Source organism: Pyruvatibacter sp. (assembly GCF_040219635.1).
Lineage (GTDB): Bacteria > Pseudomonadota > Alphaproteobacteria > CGMCC-115125 > CGMCC-115125 > Pyruvatibacter.
The window spans coordinates 1-23,419 of record NZ_JAVJSC010000002.1 but is presented as its reverse complement, the minus strand read 5'-3'; the positions used below and the strand labels follow the sequence as shown (position 1 = coordinate 23,419).

The following is a 23,419-nucleotide window of genomic DNA, read 5'->3' as shown; positions in this document are numbered from 1 at the left end:
ACATATGGTTCAGGCCCTCATCAAAGCTCTGGTTTCAGGCATCCTCATTCTGGTGGTGTCGGAAACTGCCAAGCGCAGCCCGGCTTTTGCCGCGCTCATTGCATCGCTGCCGCTGATCTCGATCATGGCTGTGATCTGGCTTTGGAACGATACCGCCGATACAGCGCGCATTGCCGACCACATGCAGGCGACGTTCTTTTATGTGTTGCCGTCGCTGCCGATGTTTCTGGTTATGCCGGCACTGCTACGCGCCGACTATGCATTCTGGCCGGCGCTTGGATTGTCCGTTGCTCTGACGGTCATGCTCTATGCTGCGGTGGTGTTTGTCGCGGCGCGGTTCGGGCTGCATCTCTAGGGTGTTTCCAACCTGATTTTTTGGCGGTTCGCAACATTGTATCGCCCTGCCCGCCGCTCTAGTCTCGCGCGCGGATCAGCAATCAGCCGACGACAAATCGTAAGGATGACAGTGCTCATGGCCAAAGGCCGTATCTCCAAGTGGCAGCTTGGCTCCTTCGCCCTCCCCGCCATTCCCATTGCAGCGCTTGGATTACCCATCGTGGTGTATCTGCCGCCGTTCTATGCGGATGATATGGGACTGTCATTGTCCGTCGTCGGTACGATTTTCATGATCGCGCGGTTCTGGGATGTGTTCACGGACCCGGTGCTTGGCACCCTCTCCGACCGCATTCATTCGCGCTGGGGCCGTCGCCGCCACTGGCTGGTGATCTCCGCGCCGCTGCTGATGTTGTCGGCGTGGATGCTGTTCATGCCCTCGGCACCCGTGACATGGGTGTATCTGCTGTTCTGGATGGTGATCCTGTATATCGGCTGGACGCTCATCACCATCTCGCACATGTCGTGGGGCGCTGAACTGTCAACAGATTATGACGAGCGGTCGTCCATTCAGGGGTGGCGCGAGTTTGCGCTTATCTTCGGGTCATTCACCGTGCTGGCGCTGCCGGCAATTTTGCAGACCACCGGCGCGAGCACCGGCCTTGCAGACGGTGTGGCGGCCATGGGCTGGTTCGTCATCATTTTGCTGCCGCTCACCATTGGCCTTGCGGTGTGGGTGGTGCCGGAGTTCAAGAGCGTGCCGCAGGCCAGCATCAACTGGAAAGAGTCCGGTCGCCTCATTCTCAAGAACACGCTGTTGCGCCGGGTGCTGCTTGCCGACCTCATGGTTGGCATCGCGCCGGGCATCACCGGCTCGCTGTATATCTTCTTTGCGTCCTACGTGATGGGCCTGCCGGAAACCGCCAGCCTGTTGTTGCTGGTGTATTTTGTTGCTGGCTTTGTAGGTGTACCGATCTGGCTGCGCATCGCGCACCGCATGGGCAAGCACAAGACGCTGGCCATCGCCATGTATTACGGTGCGCTGGCGCTGCCGCTGGTGGCGTTCATGCCGCGCGAGGAGTTCTGGTGGCTGTTCTTCGGCAACACGCTGTATGGGCTGGCCTATGGGGCGGGTTCGTTTTTGCTGCGCGCCATAATGGCGGATGTGTGCGACCGCGACCTGATTGACTCAGGCCAGCAGCGCACCGGGCTGTACTATTCGCTGCTGACCATGACCAACAAGATCGGCTTTGCGGTGGCAGTCGGCATCACCTACATCATGCTCGATATGATTGGCTTCGTGCCGGAACCGGGGGCCAACAGCCCTGAAACGCTGAACCAGCTCATGGCGCTCTACGTCACCCTGCCCGCCATCTTCATGGCCATCGCGGGTTTTGTCATGTGGCGATATCCGCTGACCAAGGAAGCCCAGCAGGAACTGCGTGACAAGCTGGCCGAGCGGCATCATGCGCACGAAACCCCGGCAGATGCTGCCGCTGCGGTGAGTGCTGTTGCCACCGGCGTTCACGACAGAACACCGGACTAGATGATGCCGTCAGACCTTCCCGATGACACTCGCCGCATCGAGACGCTGCTGGCCATCATGGCCCGGTTGCGTGACCCGGATGGCGGTTGTCCATGGGATCTGGAACAAACGTTTGAGACCATAGCGCCTTACACACTCGAAGAAGCCTACGAGGTGGCCGACGCCATTGAGCGCGGCGACCGCAATGATCTGAAGGATGAGTTGGGCGACCTTTTGCTGCAGGTGGTGTTTCATGCACGCATTGCCGAAGACGAAGGCAGCTTTGCGTTTGGCGATGTTGTCGAGGCGATTTCCACCAAGATGATACGCAGGCACCCGCATGTGTTCGGTGAGGACGCTGCTGATACACCCGGTGCCGTTAAAGACAGTTGGGAAGCCATCAAGGCGCAGGAGCGCGAGGCCAAGTCCGGCGACAGCACACCCGGGACGCTGGACGGCATTCCCAAGGCCCTGCCCGCCCTTGTGCGTGCTGTGAAGTTGCAAAAGCGCGCAGCGCGGGTCGGCTTCGACTGGCCGCAGACGGCGCAGGTGCTCGACAAGCTGGCCGAGGAAACCGCCGAGCTTAAAGCCGAAGTGGACAAAGGCGCGGATGCCGCCCGCGTGATGGATGAGCTGGGCGATATTCTGTTCGTCTATGCCAATCTGGCGCGGCATCTGGATGTTGACCCTGAACAAGCGCTGGCAGGCACCAATGCAAAGTTTGCGCGGCGCTTTGGCCAGATCGAGGCATGGCTGGCGGCGGACGGTCGCACGCCGGACCAGTCAACGCTGGAAGAGATGGATGCTCTGTGGACCAGAGCCAAGAACGAAGAGCGGCGTTAGACCGCATACGGAGGAACAACCCATGTTCAAAACAACTTTGCTGGCGGCTGTTGCTGCGCTCGTCATCGGCTGTGCTGCACACGCTGAGCCGCTGACAGCTATCGAGGATATGTCTGAGGGCTGGAACACGCTTGCACCCGGCGGCGACACAAAATGTGCAATGGGAACGCCCTACACGTTTCATGTGAAGCCGGGTGCACGTGAAAAAGTAATGGTGTTTTTGAATGGCGGCGGCGCGTGCTGGTCCGGCCAGAACTGCGACGCCAGCGTTGAGCCAACAACCTATGTGCCGCTGGCAGAGCTTCCCCACAACGACCCACGCACCCGCGGTGGTGCGTTTGACCAGGCCAACCCGGAGAATCCTTTCAGCGCGTGGACGCAGGTGTTTGTTTCCTACTGCACCGGCGACGTGCATATGGGCGCCAACGACAAGACCTACACCAAGCCCGATGGCAGCGAGGTGACTATCTTTCATCGCGGCAAGGCCAATGCCATGTCGGCGCTTGGCTGGCTTTTTGACAATGTGACGTCACCGGAAACGGTGTTTGTTTCAGGCGGGTCTGCGGGTGCTGTCTCATCGCCGGTTTATGCGGGCATCGTGCAGGAAGCCTACCCTGATGCTCAGGTCATCCAGTTTGCGGGTGGCGGGGGCGGGTATCGCGTGGGGGCAAATCCGGAGCTGAGCGAAAATCTGGGCATCTATACGGGTCTGCCCGACTGGCCATCCATGCAGGTGCTATCCGCTGACGCCTCGAGCTTTGATGATTTCTATGCGGCAACCGCTGTTCGGTTTCCACAGATAAAGTTCCATCAGTTCAACACCGCCTATGACAGTGTGCAGAAGCAATTTCTGACACTGCTTGGCTCCGACAGCGAGGTGTATCCGCTGCTCAAGGCCAACCTTGCTGACCTGACAGCCACCATCAGCACGTTCCGCAGCTTCACGGCGTCGGGTACATTCCACACGCTGCTGCGGTTTGACGAAATGTATGCGTTTGAAGCGGAGGGTGTACGGGCGGTTGACTGGGTGCGTGACGTGGCAGCGGGCAAGGATGTGGCGAACGTGACCTGCGCCAATGATGAGGGTGGGTGCACCGGCGGGCCCACTGACTAGCCGCCGCTAGAGCGCCACAGCCTCGGGCAGCAAGTCGGGGTAAAGCTTGGCGATGCGGCCGATGTCGGCGGACGACGCCTTGATCCGTATACGGATGATGCCGTCACTGTCGGCCGCATCCTCGCCGGACACGGTGCAGTTTTCGTGCAACCATGCACGGGCTGCAGCATGCTGGGGGCCAAGCGCAATTTCGATAGCAGTCAGGTGCGCCGTGACACGCGCTTCAACAAGAGCGCTGAGCGCGCCCAGCCCCTCCCCCGTTATGGCGGAGACGGCAAGCTGGTTGGGGTCTTGCGCCGCGGTGAGGTCAAGCACGGCGCGCGCCTGCGCGTCCATAAGGTCAATCTTGTTGGCGACCTCAACCACGCGCGTTGTGTTCTGCGGGTCCACGCCAAGTTCGCGCAACACGTCATGCACATCCTGCCGCTGGGCGGCTGTATCGGGGTGCGAAATATCGCGCACATGTAAGATCAGGTCTGCTTCCAGCACCTCTTCCAGCGTGGCGCGGAAGGCTGCCACCAGCGATGTAGGCAGGTCGGAGATGAACCCCACCGTGTCTGACAAGATGACCCGCTGGCCGCCGGGCATATCAAGGGCGCGCATGGTGGGATCAAGCGTCGCAAACAGCATGTCCTCGGCCAGCACGCCGGACGAGGTGAGCCGGTTGAAAAGCGTCGATTTGCCGGCATTCGTGTAGCCGACAAGCGCCACTATGGGATATGGCACCCGGCGGCGGGTCTTGCGGTGCAGCTCGCGGGTACGGGTGACACGTTCAAGCTGGTTTTCCAGCTTGGTGATGCGGTCCTGAATGTGGCGTCGGTCGGCTTCGATCTGGGTTTCGCCGGGGCCACCCACAAAGCCAAGCCCGCCGCGCTGGCGCTCAAGGTGGGTCCATGATCGCACCAGACGGCTTTTCTGGTACATCAGGTGCGCGAGTTCCACCTGCAACGTGCCTTCGCGGGTGGCCGCGCGTTCGCCGAAAATTTCCAGAATGAGCCCGGTGCGGTCCAGCACCTTGGCTTTCCATGCGCGCTCCAGATTGCGCTGCTGAATGGGCGTCACAACGCCATCAATAATGACGAGGCCCGCCTCCTCAAGCTGCACCAGCTCTTTGATTTCCTCAACCTTGCCCTGCCCGAACAGCGTGCCCGGCTTGGGGCCGGCTACCGGCACAACGGCTGAATGGGCAATATCGAGGTGAATGGCGGCGGCCAGCCCCACAGCCTCTTCCAAGCGGTCTTCGGGCGCGCGCGCACCTGACCGGGCTTGAGCACTTTGCGGCGCAGATTTGATCCACGGATGCAGCACAATCGCACGACCGCTATCGGTCGCAGCGATGCGATCATCCATGGGGCCTGTGACGGCGTCTTCACTCATTATGGTGGCCACGCGCTGCTGGCTGGTTTTGGCGTCTTTTGGTGTCGTCAAAATGCGGAAACGGTCCTGGCGTTGAAACTACTCGCCGGACCCCTCGCCTTCATCATCAAAGAGCTGAACCGGGGCCGACGGCATAATTGTGGATATGGCGTGCTTGTAAACCAGTTGCGAGTGCCCGTCACGCCGCAGCAGCACACAGAAGCTGTCGAACCATGTGACCACGCCCTGCAACTTCACGCCGTTTACCAGAAATACCGTGACCGGCATTTTCTGTTTGCGGATGTAGTTCAGGAAGGTGTCCTGAAGGTTCTGGGGCTTGTCTGACATTTATGTGGGCCTTTCTTTTGTTCTTTTTGCTCTTCTGTTTTTTTGCGGTCCGACTGTGAGACCAACATCATATCAGGCGGGCCGTCTCACACGTATTTTGCCTATCAGATAAGTGATACAGATTTCTGACGTGACAAGGGCAAATGTTTGGCAATTTGCGAAACTGCTCAAATTGAGGGCAACTGCCTACCGGAAACCACCGAAATGGCGCGAGAGGCAGCACGCAGTTTGTGGGTTAGTCGGCCCGGCAGCCCCTTGCCTATGGGGTGCGAGTCGATCCGGATGACCGGCAGCAGGATGGCGGACGAACTGGAAAGGAACGCTTCAGCCGCGTCACAGGCTTGTGCCACGGTGAAGGCGCGCTCTTCAACCGGCATATTCAACTGGTCGGCAGCCTGCAAAATGACCTCACGACTGATGCCGGGCAGAATGTCATGGCTTAGAGGCCGGGTGATGAGCGTGCCCTGCGCATCTATGATCCAGGCGTTGGTGGATGCGCCTTCGGTGATGTATCCCGCCGCGTCAACAAGCCATGCCTCATAGGCACCGGCCTCGCGCGCCGTCTGCTTTGCCAGCACGTTGGGCAGCAGGCTTATCGACTTGATGTCACGCCGGTGCCAGCGTTCGTCCGGCAGGGTTGTGACGGTCACCCCGTGATCGGCCTTTGCCTCGCGGGTGGCGACATGCGTTGACGTTGCAAACACAACGAGCGTCGGCACAACGCCGGGATCGGGAAACGCATGGTCACGACGCGCAGCACCGCGCGTTACCTGCACATACAGGATTCCGTTTTGCACGCCGTTGCGACGCACGACTTCGCGCAGCACAAGCTGCAAAGCGCGACGCGGCATTGGTGCGTCAATGCGCAGCGCGCGAAGCGAGCGTTCATAGCGGTTGAGGTGCCGGTTTTCATCCACCAGCCCGCCGTCGCGTATCTCGCATACTTCGTAGATGCCATCGGCCAGGTTAAAGCCACGATCCTCGACAGATATGCGGGCATCCGCGCGCGGCATATAGCTGCCGGGGGTGGTTGCATCCCTTACAAAGGCGATACGGGTCATGGAGCTAACTGTCCCGCGTTGAGAGGCCAACGAGAATGCCGACAAAGGCCAGGACCTCCACACGCCCGGCGATCATTGCAACACTCAGAACAAGTTTGCTGGCGGCCGGCATGGCCGCATACACCTGTGCTGTATCAAGCCCGATGACACTGCCGTCAGCCCCCGCAGCAAACCCAAGCACCGGGCCTGCATTGGCAAGCGCGCCAATGGCTGCGGTTATTGCCTGAACAAACGGTACGCCACCGGCGGTGAGGGCCAAAGAGGCCAGCAGCGCCAGCGCCAGCATGATGATGAACATGGTCCATACCCCGCGCATAAGCGCCATGGTGTAGGGGCGACCACCAAAGTCGGTGTGAACAATGCCGTGAGGATGCGCCAGCCGGGAAATCTCGCGCGCCCCCTGCTTCATCATCAATGCCAGGCGCATGAGCTTGATGCCACCGGCAGTGGACATGGTACTGCCGCCAACGAACACCAGGCTCAGTGCAACCAGCAGCGGAATGGTTGCAAAACCGCTCTGGTCCACCGGGTGGACTGACGTTGAAAGCAGCGACAGCACCCACAGCATACCGCGGGCAAGTGATAGATCCGCGCCTGCCCACACAGTCAGCAACAGCGCAAGCACAATGCCGCCGACGATGACCGCCAGCGTGATGTAACGAAACTCGGGATCTTCCCAGTACGCTGACACAGATCTTCGGGCCATGCCTGAATGGCGCATATAGTTTGTGGCCCCGGCAAACAACATGAACGCCACAATGATCGCGGGCCAATAGGTGACGCCGGTCACGAGCACACCCCCCTGAGGCATAACACCTGATGTGGAAACTGCCGAGAACGCCAGTCCCATTGCCGGTATCAGCGGCATTCCGGTCAGCAACAGGCCGATGAGGCCCACCAGCGTGACACTGCCATAGGTCGCGCCCAATGCCAGCATGGCAGGCCAGTAGCGGCCAAACGGGCCGGATGTATTGCCCGGCGGCATAGGTGTCCGGCGTAACGACAGTCCGGCAAGCCCAAGCTGCGCGAGCACCACCATCGCCATCAAGAGCGTGGCAAAGCCGCCAACCCATTGCAGGGTGGCCCGCCAGATCATCACCGCCGGTGACTGGGATATTTCGTTGATAAGCGAGACTGAGCCGGTTGTGGTGAGCGCAGACACGGCATCAAAATATGCATCCGCGTACAGAACATCAGGGTCAACACCCACAAAGGCTATGGCTGCGAACGCCGGGGCAATGAGCCACGCAACGCCCAGCGCCGCCAGACGTTGCGTCACCATGGGGCGCTTTACCTGGTCGCGGGTAGCAAGGCCCAGAGCGCCCGCGACAAAGGCCGTGAGCAGGCCGGTCATGGCGAACACAACCGCCTGGTCAGTCTGGCCGACGGAGTAAGCCACCAGCACCGGCAGCAGGTGCGCTGCTGCGATGACCGACAAGGCGGCTGCCAGAACTATGCCGACAACGGCAAACGACATGCGCGGGGGTTCCCTGATTCAGTGGTGTGGCTCAGCCCGTCTAGAAGAACTCAATACTAACCCGGAACATACGCTCGACATGGCTGACCTCATCTGCCAGCGCAAATATCACAACCCGGTCACCGGCATGAACCTCTGTGTCACCCCTGGGCACAATCACCCTGGTGCCGCGCAGAATGGCACCAATGCGCATACCGTTTGGCAGGTCGGCATCGCGCAGCGGACGGCCCACCAGCGTGGATGTCGCAAGCGCCTCTGCCTCAATGACTTCAGCCTTGCCGTCCTGTACCGACGACACGCCGCGAATACGGCCCCGGCGCACATGGCGCAACACAGTCGAAACCGTAGTGGCGCGCGGGTTGACGAAGGCGTCAATATCCATCGGCCCCATCAGGTTTGCATAGCTGCGATTGTTGATGAGGGCGATGGCGCGCCCGCAGCCAAGCTGCTTGGCCATGACGCTGCTGAGAATATTCACCTTGTCGTCATTGGTAAGCGCAATCAGTGTTTCAGCGCTGTCGGCACCCGCTTCACGCAGCACTTCTTCGTCCAGTGCATTGCCGTGGAGCACAACCGTGCGGGACAGCTCGTCCGCCGCAATAACAGCGGTTGCCTTGTCGGCCTCAATGATCTTGACCTTCACTTTGGTGTGCTCGGTTTCAAGCTCCTGCGCCACGTGACGGCCGATATTGCCCGCGCCGACAATCACCACGCGGCGGGCAGCCTTTTCCTCGTGGCCGAACAGCGACAAGACGCGTCGCGTCTGTGTGGTGTCCGACACGACATAGGCGATGTCGCCGACCATCATCTGGTCGCCTGAGTCTGGCACGAACAAACGGTCGCCGCGCTGGATGCCGGTGACAACCGCAGTCAGATCGGGAAACAGATCCGTCAACTGGCGTAGCGGTGTGTTGACCACGGGGCAGTCATCTTCCAGGGCGATACCCAGAAATGTGATGTGGCCATCGCCAAACGGAATGGCTTCGAGCGCGCCGGGCATTTTGAGACGACGCATCACAGCGCGACCCACTTCAAGCTCGGGCGAAATAATCACATCGATCGGCATGTGATCGCGGGTGAACAAATCCTGCCAGACCGGCCTCAGGTAGCTTTGCGCGCGAATGCGGGCAATTTTTGTGGGCACGTTGAACAGCGAGTGTGCCACCTGGCAGGCCACCATGTTCACTTCATCGGCAAATGTGACGGCAATGATCATGTCGGCCTCGCGGGCTCCGGCGCGCTCCAGCACGTCAGGGTGCGAGGCGTAGCCGACGACTGTGCGCACATCGAGCGAATCCGCTATTTGCTGAATCAGCGCAGGCGAATTGTCGATCACGGTCACGTCGTTGTGCTCGTTGGAAAGCTGGCGGGCGATACCAGACCCCACCTGACCGGCGCCACAGATGATGACTTTCATAGGCTAATGCTTTCGAGAGATGCCTGAAGCATGTATTACGCGCTGAGTTCGGAGCGGTTGGATGTTGTCACGCCCAGCGACTTGAGCTTGCGGTGCAGCGCAGAGCGCTCCATGCCGATGAAGGCTGCGGTACGTGAGATGTTGCCACCAAAGCGCCTGATCTGTGCCAGCAGATATTGCCGTTCAAAACTTTCGCGCGCTTCACGCAGCGGCAGCGCCATAATATTCTGGCCCGCGTCCCCCTCGCCTACCTGCGGCGTGGTGCGTGATACTTCGGATGGAAGCATGTCAGCGGTGATGGCACCTTCTTTCTCGCCGGATGCCAGTATGAGCAGGCGCTCAATGTTGTTGCGCAACTGGCGCACATTGCCGGGCCAGTCATGGGCCTGAAGCGCTGCCAGCGCATCCTCGCCGATGCGGCGCGTGGACAGCCCGGCGGACGCTGCGATGCGTTCCATGAAATGCTCCGCCAGCAGCGGAATATCATCACGCCGTTCTGACAGAGCAGGCACGGTGATGGGCACAACATTGAGCCTGTGATACAGGTCCTGGCGGAACCGGCCTGCGGCAATTTCCGCCGTCAGGTCGCGGCTTGATGATGAGACAACGCGCACATCCACCTGCACACGCGGGCCACCGCCGACGCGCTCAAAGGTCTGGTCCACCAGCACGCGCAATATCTTGCCCTGGGTTTCCAGCGGCATGTCTGCCACCTCGTCAAGAAACAGCGTGCCTTTGTGGGCCTGCTCAAACACACCGACCTTGGCCGGGCGGCCTTCGGCGGCTTCGGTGCCGAACAGCTCTTCTTCCATGCGCTCGGGCGCCATGGTGGCTGTGTTGATGGCGACGAAACTCGCACCTGCCCGCAGCGAGCGAGCGTGCAGCATACGCGCCACAACTTCCTTGCCGCAGCCGGACGGGCCGCAGATCAGCACACGGCTGTTGGTGGGTGCCACGCGGTCCAGTGTCTGGCGAAGCTGGTTGATGCTGGTTGAGGTGCCGACAAGTTCGGCTTCATCGGTGCTGCGTTGGCGCAGTTGCTCGTTTTCCTGCCGGAGTTTTGTCGCCTCGATGGCACGCTGCACAATCAGTACCAGGCGATCTGCCTTGAACGGCTTTTCGATGTAGTCGTAGGCGCCCTTCTTGATGGCGGTCACTGCGGTTTCCACGTTGCCGTGGCCGGAGATGACGACGACCGGCAGATTGGGATGTTTTTCCTTGATCGCATCCAGCAGGTCCAGCCCGTCCATGCGGCTGCCCTGAAGCCATACGTCAAGCACAACCAGACGCGGCACGCGCGCCTGAATGGCGCGCAGGGTTTCATCGCTGTTGCCCGCCAGCCGGGTTTCGTAGCCTTCATCGTCCAGAATGCCGGCCATCAACTCACGGATGTCCAGCTCATCATCGACAATCAGAATATCAGACGCCATCAGGTCCCCCGGTTAGCTCGTCAGGCCGACGGACGCGCGGGCCGCGAACGGCTGTGCTGCAGTGTCGGTATCATTGGTATTTTCGGTGTCAATGTCGGGTGTTGGGTCCGTGTCGCTGACCTGACGCCGCGGCATCAGCATTTTGATGCACGCCCCGTGACCGCCCGTCGCCACCCATGGCGCGTCTTCCAGCAACAGGCTGCCAGCGTGATCTTCCATGATCTTTTTGACAATGGCGAGACCAAGGCCCGTCCCTTTCTCGCGGCGCGTGACGTAGGGCTCCACCAGCCGGTAGCGCTCACCACGCGGCAGGCCAATGCCGGTATCAGCAATGTCGATGCTCACCATTTCGCCGCCATTTTCAGTTGTGTCATCGACTGAGATGACAATACGGTCAGGCAGCGTGTGGTCATCGGCAGGCACCTGTTCGCGCCGCGTCGCAATCGCCTCGATAGCGTTTTTTATGAGATTGGTGAGTGCCTGACTCAGCTGCCTGCGGTCACATTCAACCATCACGGGTTGCTGCGCGCCCTCGACTTCAAAGCTGATGTCGGGTGCTGCAACGCGTTGCAGAAACACTGCCTCACGCACGAGGGCGCTGATGTCTTCGGGCACCATAACGGCCGTCGGCATCCGCGCGAAGGACGAGAACTCGTCGACCATGCGGCCCAGATCTTCCACCTGCCGCACAATGGTGTTTGTGCATTGTTCAAACACTTCCGGGTCATCGGTGATCTGCGCGCCGTATTTACGTTTCAGCCGCTCGGCGGAGAGCTGGATTGGCGTCAGCGGATTTTTAATCTCGTGAGCGATACGCTGGGCAATGTCTGCCCAGGCTGACGCGCGCTGGGCGGACACAAGTTCTGAAATATCGTCCAGTGTCACGACATAGCCGTGAGCATCATCACCGGATTTCTCCGAGGTGACGCGCACGGTCATTGTGCGCTGGCTGCCATCGTCGCGGGTCAGCGTAATCTGGCTTTCCGCCGGGCGGTCGCGCCGGGCCATCGCCTGACGCACGCAGGTTGCCATTTCAGGCACTGTTGCCACCAGTGACTGGCCGATGAGTTCGTCGCGGGTGCGCTCAAGCAGCGACAGGCAGCTCTTGTTGACGAGGTTGATGCGGCCCTTTGTGTCCAGCCCGATAACACCGGCACTCACACCCGACAGCACGGTTTCAGTGAACCGTCGGCGGCGATCCAACTGGTGGTTGGCTTCCATCAGTTCGTTGCGCTGACTTTGCAACTGGCCTGTCATGCGGTTGAACGTGCGGCCCAGCGTCGAGATTTCGTCCGCGTCGCTGCCTATTTCAACGCGGGTGCTCAGGTCACCATCGGACACGCGCTCCGCCGCCCCCACCAGGTCGCCGATGGGTGAGACCAGGCGGTTGGCCGCCCACAGCCCAAGCCAGATGGCTGCCAGAAGCACCAGCAGCGCGACGATCACATAAATCAGCGCGAAGGTGAGCTGCACCGTATAGCGGCGGCTTTCCAGGTTGGCATATTCGGCGGCCGCCGCGCGGGTTCGCGCCAGATGGTCCAGCACCCGCCCGTCGACCTGGCGCGACACCAGCAAAAAAGCGTTGCCGAAGCTTGTCAGCCGCACCAGTGCCTGCACCTGATCGCCGTCTTCACTGGCCGTCAGATGCGCTTCGCCCTCGCCCAGCGATTGCAACACTTCAGGCGACGGCGGCGTCAGGCGGGTGCTGGTTGACCCTTCCGCATAGGCCATGAGCTGGCCGTTTGCGTCCGCCACAAACCCGCCGGACAGCGAACGCAGTGCTACTTGGGTGGTCATTACTTCGCGGAACCGGGCCGGGTTGCTGAAGAACAGCGGTGCATAGCGGTTAAGGTCGGCGGCCATGGCCAAAGCATCCGCGCGCAGCACCTGACGGTGTTCGTTGAAATAGGCTTCGGCCACCGTTGAGGCGTTGTCGATGATGGTCCGTGTACGTTCGGAGAACCACGAATCCAGGCTACGGTCCAGCGTGGTGGCGGCAAATACGGCAACGATGATGGCCGGCATCACGGCGACGAAGCTGAACATGCCCACGAGACGCACATGCAGCCGCGCACCCGCACTTCCGGCGCGCCGTGCAATCCACAGCCGCACCAGCCTGTAGGCGATCAGCGCGAACAGTGTCAGCACAATGGCCATGTTGAACAACAGCAGCGAGATCACCATCACGCGGCTGGGCACAAAGTCCGTGGCGCCGGTGAGGGTGAGATAGGTGGCTATGCCGCTGACCACGGCCATGATGGCGAGGCCAATGCCCAGGAATGTGGGCCACTGGATGCGCCTCAGCAGCCAGGCCACCCGCGCAAACGCGGTGCGGTAGCTGCCCTTGAGGTGCGTCATCTGGTCTGCGGACGCCATTGCCGGTGATGCCTTGTTGCCAGTGCTGGCATGAGTGGCTCAGCACTTTGGGGTCGCACTATTGTGACCGGGCAACAGATGCAAATCAACAACAATGTTGCTGGAAAGTGACAGGCTGTTTTTCGCCTAACGCCTTGTTTTTGCTATTTTATTCCGCGCACAACCTGAATATCCAGATCACGGATCTTCTTGCGAAGAGTGTTGCGGTTTAGGCCCAGCAGGTGAGCGGCCTTGATCTGGTTGCCACGCGTGGCCCCCAACGACATGGAGATCAACGGGCGCTCGATTTCCTTCAGCACACGGTCGTAAAGGCCCGGCGGCGGCAGGGTATCGGAAGTTTCAGAGAACAGTTTTTGCAGGTGACGCTCAACGGAGGCAGCAAGACTTTCGTCGCCACCGTCGTCGTCGGCATCCTGAGCCACCATTGGCTCGGCCAGTTCGGCGTGGATGACTTCCGCATTGATGGTGTCTTCGGTGTAGAGCGCCGCCAGACGGCGCACGAGATTTTCAAGTTCACGCACATTGCCGGGCCAGCGGTGCCGGCGCAGCAGGTCAAGCGCCGGCGTGTCAATGTTCTTGGACGGCAGACCTTCCTCCTCACACAAGGTGAGGAAGTGGCGGACAAGATCGGGAATATCTTCGGAGCGTTCGCGCAGGGGCGGCAACCGGATGGGCACCACGTTCAGCCTGTAGAACAGGTCTTCGCGGAACAGGCCCTGATTGATGAGCTGGCGCAGGTCGCGGTTGGTGGCGGCGACAATGCGGACATTGGTCTTGATCGGTGAACGACCACCCACGGTGGTGTACTCGCCTTCCTGCAACACGCGCAGCAACCGGGTTTGTGCTTCCATCGGCATGTCGCCGATTTCGTCCAGAAACAGCGTGCCGCCTTCGGCCTGCTCAAAGCGTCCGACCCCGCGCCCGCTCGCGCCGGTGAACGAGCCTTTTTCGTGGCCAAACAGTTCCGCTTCAATCAGTTCGCGGGGGATCGCCGCCATGTTGATGGCAACAAACGGTCCGTTGCGTCGCTTGCCGTAGTCATGCAGCGCGCGCGCCACCAGCTCTTTGCCGGTGCCGCTCTCCCCGGCAATCATCACGGTCAGGTCCGTGCCCACCAGTCGTGCCAGCACGCGATAAATATCCTGCATGGCAGCCGACCGGCCGATCAGCGGAATGCGGTCTTCGTCGTCCGGTCGCACGCGCTTGGGCGCGGGCGTTTTGGGTTGTGACAGGGCGCGCCGCACAATGCCGGTCAACTCGTTGAGGTCAAACGGCTTGGGCAGATATTCATACGCACCGCGCTCTGCTGCGGTGATTGCGGTCATCAGCGTGTTCTGCGCACTCATCACAATGATCGGAAGGTCCGGACGCAGCTTCTTGATGCGCGGGATCAGGTCAAACGCATTTTCGTCCGGCATCACCACATCCGTGATGATGAGGTCGCCCTCCCCCTGATTGACCCAGCGCCACAGAGTTGAGGCATTGCCGGTTGAGCGCACATCAAACCCGGCACGGCCCAGTGCCTGGTTCAGCACCGTGCGGATCGCGCCGTCATCATCGGCAATCAGAATGGTCTCACTGGGCATCTGCGTCTCCATCACCGATTAAAGCACCGTGTACGGAGCGTTCACCGGCAGTGATGTCTTTGAGGGGAATGCGCTTGATGGGGAGAAGCACACGAAAAACGGTTCTGCGCGGCTGGCTGTCACACTCGATGACGCCGCCATGATCGCCGACAATTTTTGCCACCAGCGCCAGCCCCAGGCCGGTGCCTGCCGATTTGGTGGTGACGAACGGGTCAAACAGATGTGGCATCAAGTCCGGCGGCACGCCTGCGCCATTGTCGCGCACGCACACTTCAAGGGGCAGGCTCACACGCTCGCTGCTGCCGGGCACGGAAAGCCGCACGCCGGGGCGGTAGGCCGTTGAAATGACAATCTCACCGTCAGCCTCGTCCACAGCTTCGGCGGCGTTCTTGATGAGGTTCAAAAACACCTGCACCAACTGATCGCGCGAGCCGGGCACGGGCGGCAATGACGGATCATATTCCTCCGTGACCTTCACATTCCTGGCCACGCCGGTTGCCGCCAGCCTGCGCACATGGTCCAGCACTTCATGGATGTTGACAGGTTCTGCTGCCAGCGGACGCTGGTCGGAGAACACCTCCATGCTGTCCACCAGCTTGCAGATACGATCCACTTCGTCCGTGATCAGCCGCGTCAGATGCCGGTCTTCGGGTGCCACGCCCATTTCAAGCAGTTGCGCGGAACCGCGAATGCCCGACAGCGGGTTTTTGATTTCATGCGCCAGCACCGCGGCCATGCCCATGACGGAGCGCGCTGCACCGCGATGAGTGAGCTGCCGGTCCATCTTGTGCGCAATGGTGCGCTCCTGAAGCATGGCCACAACGGCGCCGGGCTCTTCCACAATGGGCGCGACCTGAATATCGACTTCGCGCTCGCCCATGCGCGGACTTCCAATGCCTACGCCATATTCCGTTACCGACGCGCCGGTTGCCTGCACCTGATCTATCAACGCCACAAGCGGGCTGCTGAACGACACAAGTTCGCCGGGCGGCCTGCCGACAATCATCGACGCGCCGGCTGCAAAAAACTGTTCAGCCACCGCATTGACGAATGAGACGTTGCCGTCAGCGGCTACCTTGACGACGGGGTGCGGCAGTGCATCCAGAATATTCTCATGCGCCGAGTGCGCCCCGGCTTTCCCTGACGATATGCGTACTGCCCCCGCCATTACGCCGCCCGCCCTGCTGCCGCGCCATTTCGCAGGGATGTGCGGATGGTTGCGTCGGTGAAAACCTCTTTGAGGCCCGCGACAACGTCAGCGGGGTCTGACATGCGGCACAGGCTGGCTCTGGCACCGCGCAGGCTGATACCGTGGGTGTGCTCAAAATCCTCCACATACCAGGCAATGTGCTTGCGGGCACAGCGCACGCCCAGCTCAGCACCGTAGTGCTCAAGCATGGCGGCGTAGTGAGTGAGAATGATATCGAGCCGGCGTTCCGGGGACGGATCAGCGGGCACGGTCTGGTTTGCAAGGGCTGCTGCGATTTGGGCCAGCCGCCACGGTGCGCCCTGTGCGCCACGGCCCACCATCACACCATCGGCACCTGACTGTACCAGCGCCTGCCGGGCATCCTCAGGCGTGCAGATGTCACCATTGATGATGACAGGCACATCAACGGCGGCTTTCACCTGCTGCACAAATGCCCAGTCGGCGCGGCCGGTATAAAACTGGTTGCGGGTGCGGCCATGCACCGTCACCAGCGATATGCCTGCCGCCTGGGCGCGGGCTGCGAGTTCCGGCGCGTTGCGGCAGTCCATGTCCCAGCCGGTGCGCATCTTCAGAGTGACGGGCACATCCACGGCGTCAATCGTTGCCTCAATGAGAGACACCGCATGGTCGAGGTCGCGCATAAGCGCTGAGCCTGAGAGGCCACCAACAACCTTTTTGGCCGGGCAGCCCATGTTGATGTCAATCAGGCGGGCGCCGGATGCCTGAGCGATTTTCGCGGCCGCCGCCATCCAGCGCGGTTCGCGCCCGGCAAGCTGCACGGCCATGGGCTCCTCATCCGCCTCGCGGCGGGCGCGCAGCACCACGTCTTCTTTCTGGCGGACAAGGTCTTCGCTGGCGATCATCTCAGAGATCACAAGCCCCGCGCCGCAGGCCCGCACGGTGCGGCGAAACGGCAGGTCCGTAATGCCCGACATGGGCGCAAGAAACACCGGATCAACGTCTATACGGGTTGCGCCGCGCGTGATCGGCACGCGCGAAAGCCCCGGAATGTTGCCATTCCGATCGGGGTCTGCGTCTGAATGCACGTTTGTTATGCACATGATCCTGATGCCTATTTGTTGGTCAACCTACACTTGTAGCCGCAATGTCACAAGCGCCGGGGCTGTTTTTGTCGATCGGCCCAAAAGGCTGCATTGAGCCAGCCGCTTGGCAGAGGGTTGGTTAGACAGGTAGCTTGCGGCGCCGCCCCTCTCAGCCTGTGTCTGGCCAGCCATAAACCGGTTTTTCTTCATGACCACATCTCCTGTGTCCGATACATCATCCCCGGTTGCCGTTCTGGTGGTTGCCGCCGGACGGGGGCATCGGTTTGGCGGTGATCTGCCCAAACAATATGCGCCCCTTGGGAGCGCTCATGTGCTGACCCATACGCTGGCCGCATTTCTGGCTCATGACGGTGTGAGCCATGTGCTGACGGCCATCCACCCCGACGACCGTGAGCTTTACGACGCTGCCGTTTTGCCCTTGGGCGCACAGCCAAAGCTGCTGTCGCCGGTGCACGGCGGCGCGGAGCGGCAGGACTCGGTGCGCAAGGGGCTTGAGGCACTGGAAAAACACGCTCCTTCCAAGGTTCTTATTCAGGACGGGGCGCGACCGCTGGCAACGGCTGCGCTGATTACCCGCGTAATCGACGCCCTCGATGCAGCACCTGCCGCCCTGCCCTGTGTTGCCGTGACGGATACGCTCAAGCGCGTGGCCGACGGTCAGGTCGGTGAAACAGTTGACCGCAGCGGGCTGGCGCGGGCACAGACACCGCAGGGGTTTCGCTACGCTGATATTCTGGCGGCCCACAAAAGGGTTGCCGGGCAGGCGCTGACGGATGACGCGGCGGTGGCCGAACACGCGGGGCTGATGATAGCGCTGGTTGAGGGGGGCGAGGATAACTTGAAGATCACGACGCAGGATGATCTGGCGCGGGCCGCAACCCTGATGGCTGCACGGCTTGGCGACGTACGCACCGGCTCAGGCTTTGACGTGCACAGGTTTGACGCCCCGGGCACCGCCACCGGCATCATGCTATGCGGCATCAACGTGCCCCATGATTGCGACACGGTTGGGCATTCGGATGCGGACGTAGGCCTCCATGCGCTGACCGATGCCATTCTGGGGGCCATTGGTGCGGGCGACATTGGCGAGCATTTTCCGCCCAGCGATCCGCAATGGAAAGGCGCCGCCTCGTGGAAGTTCCTGGCCCACGCAGCCTCGCTGGTGACACAGCGCGGCGGGGTGATTGCCAATGCCGACATCACCATCATTTGCGAGCGCCCCAAGGTCGGCCCGCACCGCCCGGCCATGCGCGCGCGGGTGGCTGAGATTCTGGGGCTCGACGAAGAGCGCGTTTCGGTCAAGGCCACCACCACCGAGGCACTTGGGTTTACCGGACGGCGCGAGGGTATTGCGGCGCAGGCGATTGCCACGGTCAGGCTGCCGTCATGAGCCGCTTCATCACGCCACTGCCCTACGGCCTGCGGTTCGCTGACCCCATCGTAACCGTCGCAACCTTTGGCGGCTCGGGCCTGCTGCGGCCCGCGCCGGGCACATGGGGGTCGCTGGCGGCCGTGTTTGCCGCGTGGCCGCTGGGGGTGATCGGCGGGCCGGTGGCGTTGTCCATTGCGGCTGTGATTGCGTTTCTGGCGGGGCTGTGGGCGACCGAAAAATACATTGCAGCGTCGGGCAATCACGACCCAAGCGAGGTGGTGATTGATGAGGTCGCCGCCATGTGGCTGGTGATGGCTGCGCTGCCGCCAACGCCGCTGGCCTATCTGCTGGGGTTCCTGTGCTTTCGGCTCTACGACATCTGGAAGCCGTGGCCGATCAAAGGCATTGAACGGCGGGTATCGGGCGAGATGGGGGTCATGGTGGATGACATCGTGGCGGCGATCTATGCCATCATCACCGCCTGGATCATCGGCATTGCTCTTTTCTCAGTCTGACGGGCGGCACACGCACTCATGTTTCCCATTCCCCTCACCCAACTGGCGCAGCTTGTGCTGTCTGATGCGCAGGCGGCGGGGCTTCGTATCGCCACGGCTGAGTCGTGCACCGGCGGGCTTGTGGCGGCCTGCCTGACCGAGATTGCCGGGTCGTCCGCAGTGGTGGATGCAGGTTTCGTCACCTACTCCAACGAGGCCAAGCGCGACATGCTGAACGTGCCCGGCGACCTGATTGCCGATGCGGGCGCTGTGAGCGAGCCGGTGGCGCGGGCCATGGCTGAGGGTGCCATCAATAATTCGCGGGCAGATATTTCGGTTTCCATTACCGGCGTTGCAGGGCCGGGCGGCGGTACGCCGATGAAGCCTGTTGGTCTTGTGCATTTTGCATCAGCCCGGCGCGGCGGGCGGATTCTGCATGACAGCCATCGCTTTGGCGACATTGGCCGCCACGAGGTGCGGATGAAGAGCCTTGAGGTGGCGCTTACGATGTTGCTGGCACGGGTTGCGGACTAGCTGCACCCTCGTTTTGCGGCTGGGCATACAGCTCATGCGCGCGCTCAACGAAGGCATCCCCCATCTTGATGACAGCCTCTGAGAACCGGCTTTCAATCATTTTTTGCAGCGTGCGGCTTTTGAAATCGAAATCGACGAAGAAGCCGACGCGGGTTCCGCGCCTGCCATTTTCATCTGTATACGGAGCAAATGCCCAGCGGTTGATGAGGTGGGTAAATGGCCCATCCAGATATTCAACCTCGATGCGGCTTGTGTCGTTGCCTTCATCCAGCGTGACGCGGCTGGTGAAGCGTTCGCGGAACACTTTGTAGGCAACAATCAGATCAGCCGTCATCCGGTCCACACCCTCGATGCGTTCGCGGGTGCGGATACGCGCCCCGGCACACCAGGGCAGAAACTCCGGGTAACGGGCAACGTCAGCCACCAGGGTAAACATTTGCTCCGGTGTGTAAGGCACCAGCCGCTGTTCGTCGTGCACCGGCATCAGACAGATGCACCCGACTGTGACAGCAGCCGCGCGCGGGCATCGCGCAGGGCGGCAAAGTCCTTATCGGCGTGGTAGCTGGAGCGTGTCAGCGGCGTGGCGGACACCAGCAAAAACCCCTTGGCGCGCGCGACGCGCTCGTAGGCGGCAAACTCGTCCGGGGTCACAAAGCGTGCCACCGGATGGTGCTTGCGGGTGGGCTGGAGATACTGGCCGATGGTGAGAAAATCGACGCCTGCCGAGCGCAGATCGTCCATCAGCTGCAGCACTTCATCGCGCTCCTCGCCCAGCCCCACCATGATGCCGGACTTGGTGAACACCTGCGGGTCAAGTTCCTTGGCGCGTTCTAAAAGACGCATGGAATGGTAGTAGCGCGCTCCGGGCCGCACACGCAGATAGAGCGACGGCACGGTTTCAAGATTGTGGTTGAACACGTCCGGGCGCGCCTCGATGACGGTTTCCAGTGCACCGTTTTTGCGCAGGAAATCGGGCGTCAAAATCTCGATGGTGGTGTTGGGGGCCTGGGCGCGAATGGCGCGGATGACTTTTGCAAAATGGTCTGCGCCGCCATCCGCCAGATCATCGCGATCCACGCTGGTGATGACGATGTGCGCCAGGTCGAGCTTGGCCACTGCCGCGCCCACATTGTCGGGCTCGGCTTCATCAAGCGCGCCGGGAAGGCCCGTTTTCACATTGCAGAACGCGCAGGCGCGGGTGCAGGTGTCGCCCATAATCATCATGGTGGCGTGGCGCTGTTCCCAGCACTCGCCGATATTGGGACACGCGGCCTCCTCGCACACGGTGGTGAGGCCGTGCTCGCGGACGATATTTCTGGTTGCCGCATAGCCTTTGGACACGGGCGCCTTGACGCGAATCCATTCAGGTTTGCGCAAAATGGGCGTGTCAGGCCGGTTTTCCTTTTCAGGGTGCCGGGGCCGCTGCCCGCCTTGTTTGGTGTCTTGCTCGGTGCTTGTGAGCGTGTTGAGAACTGTAACCATCAAAAATCAAGCCTGCGAATGAGCGCCAACTGTCACTCTATCATATAGCGCTGCGGGCGTGGATTTCATCATGGGGTGTCTAATCGAAGGCGAACTGGCCACCCAGAATGCCGCGTGTGCCATTGGCGAACTCAAGCGGCAGATGCAGCACTTCAAAGCGGATGTGCTCCAGATTGTCGCCCTCGTAATGTCCCTGCAGCACCCGCGGCGTGCAGGTGGTGGTGATGCGGTCATAGATCGCGATCGTTTGCGGGCCGAAATTGTCGCCAAATAGTTCAGTCAGGGTCTTGCCGGTGACTTTGCGGCGCATGCGCTCCTCAACAAGGCTGCCTGCAAGCCGGAACCGATAATCATGGGTGTTTTCGCCACACGGCTCGGCCAGAAAAATGCCGGGAAGCAGGCGCGGGATATCCAGCGGCTCAAGGGCTGCGCGCGGCAACGCGGGCGCTCCGGCACGCTGTTTATCCCAGTAGGCGGCGAGCGCCTGATTGTTGGGGTGCTCCGGGGCCGCTACTTCCTCATTGGAATAGCCCAGAAACTCCGATTTTTTCTGTAACATACCGGAATTACCGCACAATTCCGGTTTACCAATCGCTAACGACTGACGGCAGGCCTGCCGGCAGACAGTGCGCTTTACTCGGCCGCTTTCAGCGCCATGGCGTAGGCGTCAGCATTCCAGCCGGGGTAGCGCTCGCGGGTGCGCTCCAGCGTGCGCGGTGTCCAGAACGGATCGCCGGGTTTGGGGATGCCGATCAGGGCCAGTTGCTCCGGCGTGGCGTTGTCAAAAATCGTGTCCCACGGCTTCATGAAATGAAACGGCCAGGCGGACCAGCCGATCATCTCGTTGCCCGCCCGCTTGAAGCTGGCGGTGAGCGTAAACCGACGCCCGCCCGGAGCTGTGAGGTTGGTGCCGCGGTGAAACACGTCAATGCCATAGGCGAAGATCGAGCCTGCGGGGGCCGCGCCTGATTTTTCCAGCGGCTTGAGTTTGGCCTGATCCGTGTCTTCGGGAAACTGCGGGCGTCGGCCGTCCATCACAGTGTCGCCATCAGGCTGGGTGACATAGTGAATGGCCCCGTGGGCGTCCGTCACGTCGGTTGCGTAAATCATGATGTTGATGGTGCGTTCACGCACATCATCTGACGGCGCAATCAGGGTGTGATTTTTGAAGTCACAGTGAAACGTCTGATCGTAGTCGGCACCGCCGGTGTATTTGGCCCATGAGTGGCTTTGGTACAGATGCACGTCCTCCACCTGCAAGGCGGCGCGCGCCAGTTCAGCCAAAGCCGGGTGCATCCCCAGCAGATTGAGTGCCGGAGAACACTTGAACGGCATGTCGTCGAAATGGGCGAATTGCTCAATTTCAAACTGGCCGATGGCGCCGTCTTTTTTGTTGTTGCGTGCCTGTGTGTCGGCGCCGGGGGCCTTGTCGGCATACAGCGTTTCAAAATCCTTCACCACGGGGGCCAGTTCGTCAGCGGTGAAGAAGTTCCTGATGAGCACGGCGCCGTCGCGGTTCCATGCCGCGATGTCGTCGTCGGTAAAACGGCGATCTGCGTTTGCAAGCGCTGTGACTGACATGGCCGGGGTTCCTCGTACATATAATCTTGTTGGCAGCAGCGTAGCCAACACGCAGGTGTTTGTAAAAAGCGCGCACGGCCTTTTCCCCACACGGCGCACGGCCGGGCAGTGGTGAACATCGGCGTGAACGCCCCGCAAAAATGAGGGCGCGGGAGCGCTGGTCAGCAGCGGTCCTTGGGTAGAAAAAGAGCCGCCTCACAGCGCTCCACGCACGACGTTTTCCGGCAGACTGCACCACCACTCATCCTTCGGGACGCATACGCGGCATTACCCCCGCAGCGAGCCGTAGTTTCGCCATCGCGGCACGGATACACGTCAGTCCGTCCGCGCTCGAAACCCCAAGCAGTCCACCGCCCTTGCAGATGAGATCCGGTGGGTCTCATCCACGCACGCACGGGGTCAAGCCGCACACACATCCAGGCGTCGCCCTCCCGCCAGAGCCGGGCCGGCCCCGGATGCCCTCAGCGGAAGGTGTGCCAAGTATGCGGGCGGGTATGGGGGGCGTGGATAAGTTTTTTTGGATTTTTGTGTGGGATGGGATTGTGGAGGATCACTGCCTTTGCTCCCGGCAGCTCTGGGCCCCGCGGTCAAGCCGCGGGGAAGCAATAGAGTAGATGCCTCCCCGCGGCTTGACCGCGGGGCCCAGGGTGTGGCGGAAGGCGCTAGCGCAGAAGCTCATCCCACAGGTCACGCCACTGCGGATTGTGTTCTTCAATCAACGCCAGCTTCCAGGCGCGTTGCCATTCCTTCAGGCGGCGTTCGCGTTGCAAGGCTTCACGCACATCTGAAAATGGTTCGGCGTGTACCAGCGTATGA

At 61.2% G+C, this 23,419-nt stretch carries 21 protein-coding genes; 7 read left to right on the top strand and 14 right to left on the bottom strand.

Going from position 1 to position 23,419, the window contains the following annotated elements; translation table 11 throughout:
- The first annotated feature begins 4 nt into the window (after positions 1-4).
- From RIB87_RS01070 to RIB87_RS01055, 4 genes are all read left to right on the top strand, one after another.
- Positions 5-355, top strand: coding sequence for a DUF3147 family protein (locus RIB87_RS01070; RefSeq protein WP_350142602.1), 351 nt, complete (start codon positions 5-7; stop codon positions 353-355).
- Positions 356-472: 117 nt separating this feature from the next.
- Entirely contained in the window at positions 473-1,879 is a 1,407-nt protein-coding gene (locus RIB87_RS01065) for an MFS transporter (protein ID WP_350142600.1), read from the top strand.
- Positions 1,880-2,701 carry a nucleoside triphosphate pyrophosphohydrolase gene (mazG, locus tag RIB87_RS01060; protein WP_350142598.1) on the top strand — a complete coding sequence of 274 codons (822 nt, stop codon included), beginning with the start codon at positions 1,880-1,882 and terminating at the stop codon, positions 2,699-2,701.
- A gap of 22 nt (positions 2,702-2,723) precedes the next feature.
- Entirely contained in the window at positions 2,724-3,815 is a 1,092-nt protein-coding gene (locus tag RIB87_RS01055) for a pectin acetylesterase-family hydrolase (RefSeq protein ID WP_350142596.1), read from the top strand.
- Between the two features lie 6 nt (positions 3,816-3,821).
- On the opposite strand, the gene hflX is transcribed toward RIB87_RS01055, so the two are convergent.
- The 10 genes from hflX to dusB form a co-directional block, all read right to left on the bottom strand.
- Complete coding sequence (gene hflX, locus RIB87_RS01050) at positions 3,822-5,192, bottom strand: GTPase HflX (protein WP_350143503.1); 1,371 nt, start codon at positions 5,190-5,192, stop codon at positions 3,822-3,824.
- Between the two features lie 78 nt (positions 5,193-5,270).
- Positions 5,271-5,519, bottom strand: a complete 249-nt coding sequence (hfq, locus tag RIB87_RS01045; RefSeq protein ID WP_350142594.1) for an RNA chaperone Hfq — start codon at positions 5,517-5,519, stop codon at positions 5,271-5,273.
- Positions 5,520-5,686: 167 nt separating this feature from the next.
- Entirely contained in the window at positions 5,687-6,580 is an 894-nt protein-coding gene (locus tag RIB87_RS01040) for a D-amino-acid transaminase (RefSeq protein WP_350142592.1), read from the bottom strand.
- A 4-nt stretch (positions 6,581-6,584) separates the two neighbouring features.
- Positions 6,585-8,057, bottom strand: coding sequence for a potassium transporter TrkG (locus tag RIB87_RS01035; protein ID WP_350142590.1), 1,473 nt, complete (start codon positions 8,055-8,057; stop codon positions 6,585-6,587).
- Positions 8,058-8,097: 40 nt separating this feature from the next.
- On the bottom strand, positions 8,098-9,474 hold the full coding sequence (trkA, locus tag RIB87_RS01030; RefSeq protein WP_350142588.1) for a Trk system potassium transporter TrkA: 1,377 nt from the start codon (positions 9,472-9,474) through the stop codon (positions 8,098-8,100).
- A gap of 35 nt (positions 9,475-9,509) precedes the next feature.
- Entirely contained in the window at positions 9,510-10,904 is a 1,395-nt protein-coding gene (gene ntrX, locus RIB87_RS01025; RefSeq protein WP_350142586.1) for a nitrogen assimilation response regulator NtrX, read from the bottom strand.
- Positions 10,905-10,916: 12 nt separating this feature from the next.
- Positions 10,917-13,280 carry a sensor histidine kinase NtrY-like gene (locus RIB87_RS01020; RefSeq protein WP_350142584.1) on the bottom strand — a complete coding sequence of 788 codons (2,364 nt, stop codon included), beginning with the start codon at positions 13,278-13,280 and terminating at the stop codon, positions 10,917-10,919.
- Between the two features lie 143 nt (positions 13,281-13,423).
- Positions 13,424-14,866 carry a nitrogen regulation protein NR(I) gene (gene ntrC, locus RIB87_RS01015; protein ID WP_350142582.1) on the bottom strand — a complete coding sequence of 481 codons (1,443 nt, stop codon included), beginning with the start codon at positions 14,864-14,866 and terminating at the stop codon, positions 13,424-13,426.
- Complete coding sequence (locus RIB87_RS01010; protein WP_350142580.1) at positions 14,856-16,034, bottom strand: two-component system sensor histidine kinase NtrB; 1,179 nt, start codon at positions 16,032-16,034, stop codon at positions 14,856-14,858. Before RIB87_RS01010 ends, ntrC begins: the two co-directional genes overlap by 11 nt.
- On the bottom strand, positions 16,034-17,137 hold the full coding sequence (dusB, locus tag RIB87_RS01005) for a tRNA dihydrouridine synthase DusB (protein ID WP_350142578.1): 1,104 nt from the start codon (positions 17,135-17,137) through the stop codon (positions 16,034-16,036). Before dusB ends, RIB87_RS01010 begins: the two co-directional genes overlap by 1 nt.
- Before the next feature lie 190 nt (positions 17,138-17,327).
- On the opposite strand from dusB, the gene RIB87_RS01000 reads away from it, so the two are divergent.
- Genes RIB87_RS01000 through RIB87_RS00990 form a run of 3 tightly spaced genes read left to right on the top strand, consistent with a single transcriptional unit; the run spans position 17,328 to position 19,540 of the window.
- The gene (locus RIB87_RS01000; RefSeq protein WP_350142576.1) at positions 17,328-18,530 is read left to right on the top strand and encodes a bifunctional 2-C-methyl-D-erythritol 4-phosphate cytidylyltransferase/2-C-methyl-D-erythritol 2,4-cyclodiphosphate synthase; all 1,203 of its coding nucleotides are present in this window, start codon (positions 17,328-17,330) and stop codon (positions 18,528-18,530) included.
- On the top strand, positions 18,527-19,027 hold the full coding sequence (locus tag RIB87_RS00995; RefSeq protein WP_350142574.1) for a phosphatidylglycerophosphatase A family protein: 501 nt from the start codon (positions 18,527-18,529) through the stop codon (positions 19,025-19,027). Before RIB87_RS01000 ends, RIB87_RS00995 begins: the two co-directional genes overlap by 4 nt.
- Before the next feature lie 18 nt (positions 19,028-19,045).
- Positions 19,046-19,540: a CinA family protein gene (locus tag RIB87_RS00990; RefSeq protein WP_350142572.1), complete on the top strand. Its 495-nt coding sequence runs from the start codon at positions 19,046-19,048 to the stop codon at positions 19,538-19,540.
- On the opposite strand, the gene RIB87_RS00985 is transcribed toward RIB87_RS00990, so the two are convergent.
- From RIB87_RS00985 to RIB87_RS00970, 4 genes are all read right to left on the bottom strand, one after another.
- Positions 19,509-20,024, bottom strand: coding sequence for a type II toxin-antitoxin system RatA family toxin (locus RIB87_RS00985; protein ID WP_350142570.1), 516 nt, complete (start codon positions 20,022-20,024; stop codon positions 19,509-19,511). The two genes, RIB87_RS00990 and RIB87_RS00985, sit on opposite strands and share 32 nt — an antisense overlap.
- The gene (gene lipA, locus RIB87_RS00980) at positions 20,024-21,022 is read right to left on the bottom strand and encodes a lipoyl synthase (protein ID WP_350142568.1); all 999 of its coding nucleotides are present in this window, start codon (positions 21,020-21,022) and stop codon (positions 20,024-20,026) included. Before lipA ends, RIB87_RS00985 begins: the two co-directional genes overlap by 1 nt.
- Before the next feature lie 79 nt (positions 21,023-21,101).
- Positions 21,102-21,581, bottom strand: coding sequence for a PAS domain-containing protein (locus tag RIB87_RS00975; RefSeq protein ID WP_350142566.1), 480 nt, complete (start codon positions 21,579-21,581; stop codon positions 21,102-21,104).
- 74 nt (positions 21,582-21,655) lie between these two features.
- Positions 21,656-22,603, bottom strand: coding sequence for a phytanoyl-CoA dioxygenase family protein (locus RIB87_RS00970; RefSeq protein WP_350142564.1), 948 nt, complete (start codon positions 22,601-22,603; stop codon positions 21,656-21,658).
- Positions 22,604-23,419: the final 816 nt, after the last annotated feature.

Excerpts from the sequence above, each read along its gene's own strand:
- RIB87_RS01000 (WP_350142576.1), top strand. The coding sequence starts at position 17,328 with ATGACCACATCTCCTGTGTCCGATACATCATCCCCGGTTGCCGTTCTG.
- RIB87_RS01065 (WP_350142600.1), top strand. The coding sequence starts at position 473 with ATGGCCAAAGGCCGTATCTCCAAGTGGCAGCTTGGCTCCTTCGCCCTC.
- RIB87_RS01070 (WP_350142602.1), top strand. The coding sequence starts at position 5 with ATGGTTCAGGCCCTCATCAAAGCTCTGGTTTCAGGCATCCTCATTCTG.
- RIB87_RS01040 (WP_350142592.1), bottom strand. The coding sequence starts at position 6,580 with ATGACCCGTATCGCCTTTGTAAGGGATGCAACCACCCCCGGCAGCTAT.
- RIB87_RS01020 (WP_350142584.1), bottom strand. The coding sequence starts at position 13,280 with ATGGCGTCCGCAGACCAGATGACGCACCTCAAGGGCAGCTACCGCACC.
- RIB87_RS00995 (WP_350142574.1), top strand. The coding sequence starts at position 18,527 with ATGAGCCGCTTCATCACGCCACTGCCCTACGGCCTGCGGTTCGCTGAC.
- ntrC (WP_350142582.1), bottom strand. The coding sequence starts at position 14,866 with ATGCCCAGTGAGACCATTCTGATTGCCGATGATGACGGCGCGATCCGC.
- mazG (WP_350142598.1), top strand. The coding sequence starts at position 1,880 with ATGATGCCGTCAGACCTTCCCGATGACACTCGCCGCATCGAGACGCTG.
- RIB87_RS00970 (WP_350142564.1), bottom strand. The coding sequence starts at position 22,603 with ATGTCAGTCACAGCGCTTGCAAACGCAGATCGCCGTTTTACCGACGAC.
- RIB87_RS01035 (WP_350142590.1), bottom strand. The coding sequence starts at position 8,057 with ATGTCGTTTGCCGTTGTCGGCATAGTTCTGGCAGCCGCCTTGTCGGTC.
- RIB87_RS01055 (WP_350142596.1), top strand. The coding sequence starts at position 2,724 with ATGTTCAAAACAACTTTGCTGGCGGCTGTTGCTGCGCTCGTCATCGGC.
- RIB87_RS01010 (WP_350142580.1), bottom strand. The coding sequence starts at position 16,034 with ATGGCGGGGGCAGTACGCATATCGTCAGGGAAAGCCGGGGCGCACTCG.
- ntrX (WP_350142586.1), bottom strand. The coding sequence starts at position 10,904 with ATGGCGTCTGATATTCTGATTGTCGATGATGAGCTGGACATCCGTGAG.
- RIB87_RS00985 (WP_350142570.1), bottom strand. The coding sequence starts at position 20,024 with ATGCCGGTGCACGACGAACAGCGGCTGGTGCCTTACACACCGGAGCAA.
- RIB87_RS00990 (WP_350142572.1), top strand. The coding sequence starts at position 19,046 with ATGTTTCCCATTCCCCTCACCCAACTGGCGCAGCTTGTGCTGTCTGAT.
- trkA (WP_350142588.1), bottom strand. The coding sequence starts at position 9,474 with ATGAAAGTCATCATCTGTGGCGCCGGTCAGGTGGGGTCTGGTATCGCC.
- dusB (WP_350142578.1), bottom strand. The coding sequence starts at position 17,137 with ATGTGCATAACAAACGTGCATTCAGACGCAGACCCCGATCGGAATGGC.
- hfq (WP_350142594.1), bottom strand. The coding sequence starts at position 5,519 with ATGTCAGACAAGCCCCAGAACCTTCAGGACACCTTCCTGAACTACATC.
- RIB87_RS00975 (WP_350142566.1), bottom strand. The coding sequence starts at position 21,581 with ATGTTACAGAAAAAATCGGAGTTTCTGGGCTATTCCAATGAGGAAGTA.
- hflX (WP_350143503.1), bottom strand. The coding sequence starts at position 5,192 with ATGAGTGAAGACGCCGTCACAGGCCCCATGGATGATCGCATCGCTGCG.
- lipA (WP_350142568.1), bottom strand. The coding sequence starts at position 21,022 with ATGGTTACAGTTCTCAACACGCTCACAAGCACCGAGCAAGACACCAAA.